Below are 6116 nucleotides of genomic sequence, written 5' to 3'. Positions count from 1 at the left end.
GCGGCCGCGTGTGTTTGTGGTGGTGTGGTTGTGTGGGTTGTGGTTGTCGTGCCCCCCCCCCCCCCCCCCCCCCCCCCCCCCCCCCCCCCCCCCCCCCCCCCCCCGCAACCCTCCGGGGTGAGCCCGAAGCGCCGACGCGCCGACCATCCCAACGCCGGAAACTCCGCAGGGCGTGTTCGGCGGATCGTCCCGGGGCCCGCGCCCACCAGGACAGGGCCCCGCTGCGCGAGAGTCGCGAAGCGGCGCGGAAGGGGCCGGTTCACGGCGGCCTACCGGTCGCAGGCGGCCAGCGCGTCGGTCAGGCCCCGGCGGTCGTCGGCCGACACCGGGAGCTCGTAGCGGTGCAGCACGTCGACGTACGCCACCGCGTAGGAGCACTGGTAGCCCTCGTAGGGCAGCCACTCGCCGGGGCCCGAGTCGCTCTTCTCCCGGTTGGCCGGGCCGTCGGAGGCCAGCAGGTTGCCGAAGTCGTTGGCGAACTCCACGCGCGTGTCGCGGTCCCACTCGTCGGCCCCCATCCGCCAGGCCAGCGAGAGCGGGACCACGTGGTCGATCTGCACCGCCTGGGGGTCCTCGCTGCTGAACTCGACGGTCCCTCCCGTGTAGGGGTCGTCGAGGGTGCCGGACAGCACCTTGCAGTCGGGGGCGATCTCGGTGTCGGTGAGGTCGCGGGCCAGCACGTCGTTGCGGGTGGAGCAGCCGTTGTCGTCGGTGTCGATCCATCCGCTGCCGAACTCGTCGCGGTCGTAGTCGCCGCGGGGCGCGGGCTCGGCGGTCTCCAGCGACTCCAGGCGCTCCTCGGCCTCGGCCGCGTCCTCGCCGGTGGCGGGGCCCTGCTGCCCGGTCGTCGGGGACGGCGCGCCGCCGCCCTGCCCGGTGACCTTGCGCAGCAGCACGTCGAGGATGTTCTCACCGGTGACCAGGGAGACCACGAGCACCGTGGCGACGACCACCACGGCGGCTCCGACGGCTCCTCCGAGTGTGCGGGCTCTCTTGGGGGCCATGTCTTCCTTACTCTCCTGACCTGGTGGCGGGGATCTCGGGTGTCTCAGGCGTCTCGTCGCCCTCGGGTGGGGGCGGCTTCCCGCCCGTGTCGGTTGGGGGCTCGGGGTGCGCCCCGGACCTCTTCTCGGTCAGGGCCTGCAGGGCCTGTTCGCGGCGCTCCACCAGCCGGGTGGCGTTGGCGTACCGACGCGCGGCGATCTCGGCGCGGGCCTCCGCCGTCCTGGGGGTGGGCCACATCGCGTCGATCTCGGCGTTGAGGGAGGAGCCGATCAGCACCGCCAGGGCCATCACGTACAGCCAGATCAGGATGGCGATGGGCGCGGTGAGCGAACCGTAGATGCTCGCCTGGCCGAACGAGGCGCCCAGGTAGATCCGCAGCCCCACCGTGCCGGACAGCAGGACCAGCATCCCGAGGAGGGCGCCGGGCAGGTGGCGCCACAGGGGGGTGCGCACCGGGACGCTCAGGACGTAGAGCGCCACGATGCAGGTGAGCGAGAGGAGGCCCACCGTCGGCCAGTAGGCCAGGTGCAGGTACTCCCCGGTGAACGGCAGCAGCGCGCGGACGAGGTCGGGCCCCGCCACGATGACCGGCAGCACGACCAGCGCGAACAGCAGGCCGCCGAGGTAGGCGACGAACGCGAGTCCGCGCTGGCGGAAGTAGCCGCGCACGTCCGCCAGGCCGTAGGCGATGGTGATGGACTCGATGAACACGCTCATCGCCCGCGATCCGGACCACAGCGACACCAGGAAGGTGAGCGAGAGGACGCCGCCGTGGGCCCCGCGCAGGAAGTCGTCGACCATGGGCGCGACCACGGTGTCCACGGTGTCCCCGGTCAGTACGGTGGCGGCCAGGTCCAGGATCCAGGCGCGGATCTCCAGGACGGTCCCGCGGCCGAGCACCCCGCTGAGGTGTCCGAGGGCGCCGACCAGTCCCAGCAGCAGCGCGGGCAGGGACAGCAGGGAGAAGAACGCCAGCTCGGCCGCCAGGCCGACGACGCGGACCCGGACCGCCGACTTGGTGGTGCGTACGACGAGTGTTCCCGCCGCTCCCGTCCGGGGATGGCGGTCGCGCCAGGACTCGGCGGCGCGCCGGACTCGCTCCAAGAAGGGTCGCACTCTTCGAAAATAGCTGGTCCGGCCCCGCGGCCGGCAGCCCCGGGAGAGGACCGTCGCGGTTTCAGAGCGGTTTCGATGGCGAACCGTGACCAAGCCGCCAATGTTTCCTACTGTTTATACCGGTTTGATGTGACGCGCCTCACGACACCCCCGTGACCTCCTTCCCTGGACAAAGGTTTCCCCGGCATGTCATTGTCGTTGTCATGACCGCTGCCATTGACCCCATGCTCTGCGTGCGCCGCCACGTGGACTTTCTTCGGGTCCGCAGCGCGATCTGTCGCAACATCGGTTGACCCCTAGCCGCTTTGTAGCAATTTCCGCCTGTTCCAGGGCCTGCTCAGCGCCGATGTTGCCCTCCTGTCTCTCGCTTCGCTCACTGCCGCGCGCACAACGCCGTCCGCGCCGCAGAGCCAGGCCGGCGGGCGTCGGCCGCATGCCCCCGACCCGCCACCCATCTGATCGCGTCCGGCCGGACGACTCCGCGAGTCACGGCCGCGTACGACGGTGCACCCCAGAGACTCGGAGGACCCCGCGATGCCTCCCGCATCCGCAGCGACCGGCCGCCCCACGAAGACGACGACACGACCGCGCCGCGGTGAGGGCCAGTGGGCCCTCGGCTACCGTGAACCGCTCAACAAGAACGAGGAGAACAAGAAGAACGACGACGGGCTGAACGTCCGCCGGCGCATCATCGACGTCTACTCCAAGGGCGGCTTCGACTCGATCGACCCCGCCGACCTGCGCGGACGGTTCCGCTGGTACGGGCTCTACACCCAGCGCGCGCCGGGCATCGACGGCGGCAAGACCGCCGTCCTGGAGCCCGAGGAGCTCGACGACCGCTACTTCATGATGCGGATCCGCACCGACGGCGGGCAGCTCAGCGTCGCCCAGCTGCGGGCCATCGCCGAGGTCTCCACCGCCTACGGGCGCGACACCGCCGACATCACCGACCGGCAGAACGTCCAGCTGCACTGGCTGCGCATCGAGGACGTCCCCGCCCTGTGGGAGCGGATCGAGGGCGTGGGCCTGTCCACGACCGAGGCCTGCGGCGACACCCCCCGCGGCATGCTCGGCTGTCCGCTCGCCGGGATCGCCGAGGACGAGGTCATCGACTCCACCGACGACCTCCGCCGGATCGTCGAGGACCACATCGGCAGCCCGCTGTTCTCGAACCTGCCGCGCAAGTTCAAGACCGCCGTCGACGGCTGCTCGGTGCACTGCACCAACCACGAGATCAACGACCTCGCGTTCGTCGGCGTCGTCGGCCCCGACGGCACGCCCGGCTACGACCTGTTCGTCGGCGGCGGGCTCTCCACCAACCCGATGTTCGCCCAGCGCCTGGGCGCGTTCGTGCGCCCCGACCAGGTCAGCGAGGTGTGGGCGGGGGTCTGCTCGATCTTCCGCGACTACGGCTACCGCCGCCTGCGCCACCGCGCCCGCATCAAGTTCCTGGTCAAGGACTGGGGCGCGGCGAAGTTCCGCGAGGTGCTGGAGAAGGAGTACCTGGGCTACGCGCTGCCCGACGGGCCCGAGCCGGTCCTGGACCCGGGCACCCGGCGCGACCACGTGGGCGTGCACCGGCAGAAGGACGGCCGGTTCTACGTGGGCTTCACCCCCCGGGTCGGCCGGGTCAGCGGGACCAAGCTGGGCCGCGTCGCCGACATCGCCGAGGCGCACGGGTCGGACCGCGTCCGCACCACCGCCGACCAGAAGCTGGTGATCCTGGACATCACCGAGGACCGGGTCGAGTCGGTCGTGGCGGCCCTGGAGGCCGAGGACCTGCTGGTCCGCCCCAGCACCTTCCGCCGCCAGACCATGGCCTGCACCGGCATCGAGTTCTGCAAGCTCGCCATCGTGGAGACCAAGGACCGCGCCTCCGCCCTGATCGACGAGCTGGAACGCCGTCTCCCCGAGTTCACCGACCCGCTGACCATCAACATCAACGGCTGCCCGAACGCCTGCGCCCGCACCCAGACCGCCGACATCGGCTTCAAGGGCCAGCTGGTCACCGACGCCGACGGCAACCAGGTCGAGGGCTTCCAGGTGCACCTGGGCGGCGGGCTGGGCCTGCAGGCCGGGTTCGGCCGCAAGGTCCGGGGGCTCAAGACCACGGCCGACGAGCTTCCCGACTACGTCGAGCGGGTGCTTCGGCGCTTCCTGGACCAGAAGGAGGACGGCGAGGTGTTCGCGGCCTGGGTCGCGCGCGCGGAGGAGGCGGACCTCAAGTGAGCGAGCGCGCGGCCCCCTACTACTGCCCCTACTGCGGCGACGAGGACCTGGAACCGCACGAGGGCGACGGCGGGCGGGGCTCCGGGCACGCCTGGGCCTGCGCCTCGTGCGCGCGGGTCTTCCGGGTCGGGTTCGTCGGACTGCGCGCGGGCGCGATCGCGGACGCGCGGCGCGGCACATCAAGCGGTGAGGAGAACGCATGAACGTCACGACGGACGGCGCGACGCTCGCGGCCGAGGCGGCCGCGGAGCTCGAGGAGGCGAGTGCCCCCGAGATCATCCGGTGGGCCGCCGAGACCTTCGGCGACAAACTGTGCATGACCTCGTCCATGGCGGACGCCCTCATGGTGGACCTGGTCTCCAAGGTCGTGCCGGGCATCGACGTGATCTTCCTGGACACCGGCTACCACTTCGCGGAGACCATCGGCACCCGCGACGCCGTCCAGCAGGTCTACCCGATCAACCTGATCAACGTGGAACCGCGGCGCACGGTGGCCGAGCAGGACCGGGACCTGGGGCCCCGGCTGCACGGACGGGACCCCAACATCTGCTGCCACCTGCGCAAGGTCGAACCCCTCCAGCAGGCGCTCGAGCCGTACGAGGCGTGGCTGAGCGGACTGCGCCGCGAGGACTCGGCGACCCGCAGGAACGTGGGCGTGGTCGAGTGGAACGCCCGCAAGAAGATGGTCAAGGTCAACCCGATCGCCCGCTGGACGAAGGACGACGTGGACTCCTACATGGCCGAGCACGGCGTCCTGGTCAACCCCCTGCAGTACGACGGCTACCCCTCCATCGGGTGCGCGCCGTGCACCCGGCGGGTGGCGCAGGGCGCCGACCCGCGCAGCGGACGCTGGGCGGGGACCGGCAAGACCGAGTGCGGAATCCACCTGTGACCGGTGGACGCGTGCCGCTGATCGCGGTGGCGCACGGCAGCAGGGACCCGCGTTCGGCCGTGGCGGTCGAGGCGTTGTTCGAGCGGGTGCGGCGGCTGCGCCCTGGGCTGGACGTGCGGGTGGGCTACCTCGACCACGTGGCGCCCGGCCCGGGGGCGGTCGTGGCCGCCCTCGCCGCCGAGGGCGCGGGCGAGGTCGTGGTGCTGCCCGCGCTGCTGACCGCGGCCTACCACAGCAAGGTGGACCTGCCCGGCGTCCTGTCCCCGATACGCGCCGCGCACCCGTGGCTGCGGATCCGCTACGCGGACACCCTCGGCCCGCACCCGCTGCTGCTGGACGCGCTGGAGCGGCGCCTGGCCGAGGCCGGGGTCGCGGGGGCGCCCGACACGGCACTGGTCCTGGCCTCGGCGGGGTCCGGCGACGCGGGCGCCAACGCGGTGGTCGAGGGGATCGCGCGCGAACTGGCCGCACGCGGCCCGTGGCGCGAGGTGCGCGCGGCGTTCGCGTCGGCGGCCTCGCCCACCCCGGACGAGGCGGTCCGGGACCTGCGCGCGGCCGGGGCCGCGCGGGTCGCGGCGGCCTGCTACCTGCTCGCCCCCGGCTTCTTCGCGGACCGGGTGCGCGAGCGGTCCGCCGCGGCGGGCGCGGAGGCCGTCTCGGACGCGCTGGGCGACTGCCCGGAACTCGCCCGGGTGGTTCTGGACCGCTACGACGCGGCCCTGCGTCCGGTGGGCACCGGGGTCCGCTGACCCGGCGGTGCAGGCGTCCGTCCCCGCGGGGCGGGCGCCTCCACCGCTTTCCGGCCGCCGCGCCCCCGTCCGGCGCCCCGGCTAGCCTGGGTCGTGTTCCACGACACGACACGAAGGGACCCTCC

General features: G+C 72.5%; 6 protein-coding genes. 4 read left to right on the top strand and 2 right to left on the bottom strand.

Annotation, left to right across the window (positions count from 1 at the left end):
• Positions 1-269: 269 nt before the first annotated feature.
• Both EV190_RS16530 and EV190_RS16525 read right to left on the bottom strand, forming a co-directional pair.
• On the bottom strand, positions 270-1004 hold the full coding sequence (locus EV190_RS16530; RefSeq protein WP_133742475.1) for an HNH endonuclease family protein: 735 nt from the start codon (positions 1002-1004) through the stop codon (positions 270-272).
• A 7-nt stretch (positions 1005-1011) separates the two neighbouring features.
• Positions 1012-2121, bottom strand: a complete 1110-nt coding sequence (locus tag EV190_RS16525; protein ID WP_133742474.1) for a YihY/virulence factor BrkB family protein — start codon at positions 2119-2121, stop codon at positions 1012-1014.
• Between the two features lie 534 nt (positions 2122-2655).
• Between EV190_RS16525 and EV190_RS16520 the strand changes: the two genes are divergently transcribed.
• Genes EV190_RS16520 through EV190_RS16505 form a run of 4 tightly spaced genes read left to right on the top strand, consistent with a single transcriptional unit; the run spans position 2656 to position 5991 of the window.
• Positions 2656-4350 (top strand): nitrite/sulfite reductase, encoded by a 1695-nt coding sequence (locus tag EV190_RS16520; protein WP_133742473.1) that lies wholly within the window; start codon positions 2656-2658, stop codon positions 4348-4350.
• Entirely contained in the window at positions 4347-4553 is a 207-nt protein-coding gene (locus EV190_RS16515; protein ID WP_133742472.1) for a hypothetical protein, read from the top strand. The genes EV190_RS16520 and EV190_RS16515 overlap by 4 nt, the downstream gene beginning before the upstream one ends.
• A complete protein-coding gene (locus EV190_RS16510) occupies positions 4550-5242 on the top strand; it encodes a phosphoadenylyl-sulfate reductase (RefSeq protein ID WP_133742471.1) in 693 nt (230 codons plus the stop codon). The genes EV190_RS16515 and EV190_RS16510 overlap by 4 nt, the downstream gene beginning before the upstream one ends.
• The gene (locus EV190_RS16505) at positions 5239-5991 is read left to right on the top strand and encodes a sirohydrochlorin chelatase (RefSeq protein ID WP_133742470.1); all 753 of its coding nucleotides are present in this window, start codon (positions 5239-5241) and stop codon (positions 5989-5991) included. The genes EV190_RS16510 and EV190_RS16505 overlap by 4 nt, the downstream gene beginning before the upstream one ends.
• The last annotated feature ends 125 nt before the right edge of the window (positions 5992-6116 follow it).

It is taken from the genome of Actinorugispora endophytica, assembly GCF_004363075.1.
GTDB lineage: Bacteria > Actinomycetota > Actinomycetes > Streptosporangiales > Streptosporangiaceae > Actinorugispora > Actinorugispora endophytica.
The sequence above is the reverse complement of the archived record's forward strand: the minus strand, read 5'-3'. Positions and strand labels throughout refer to the sequence as shown.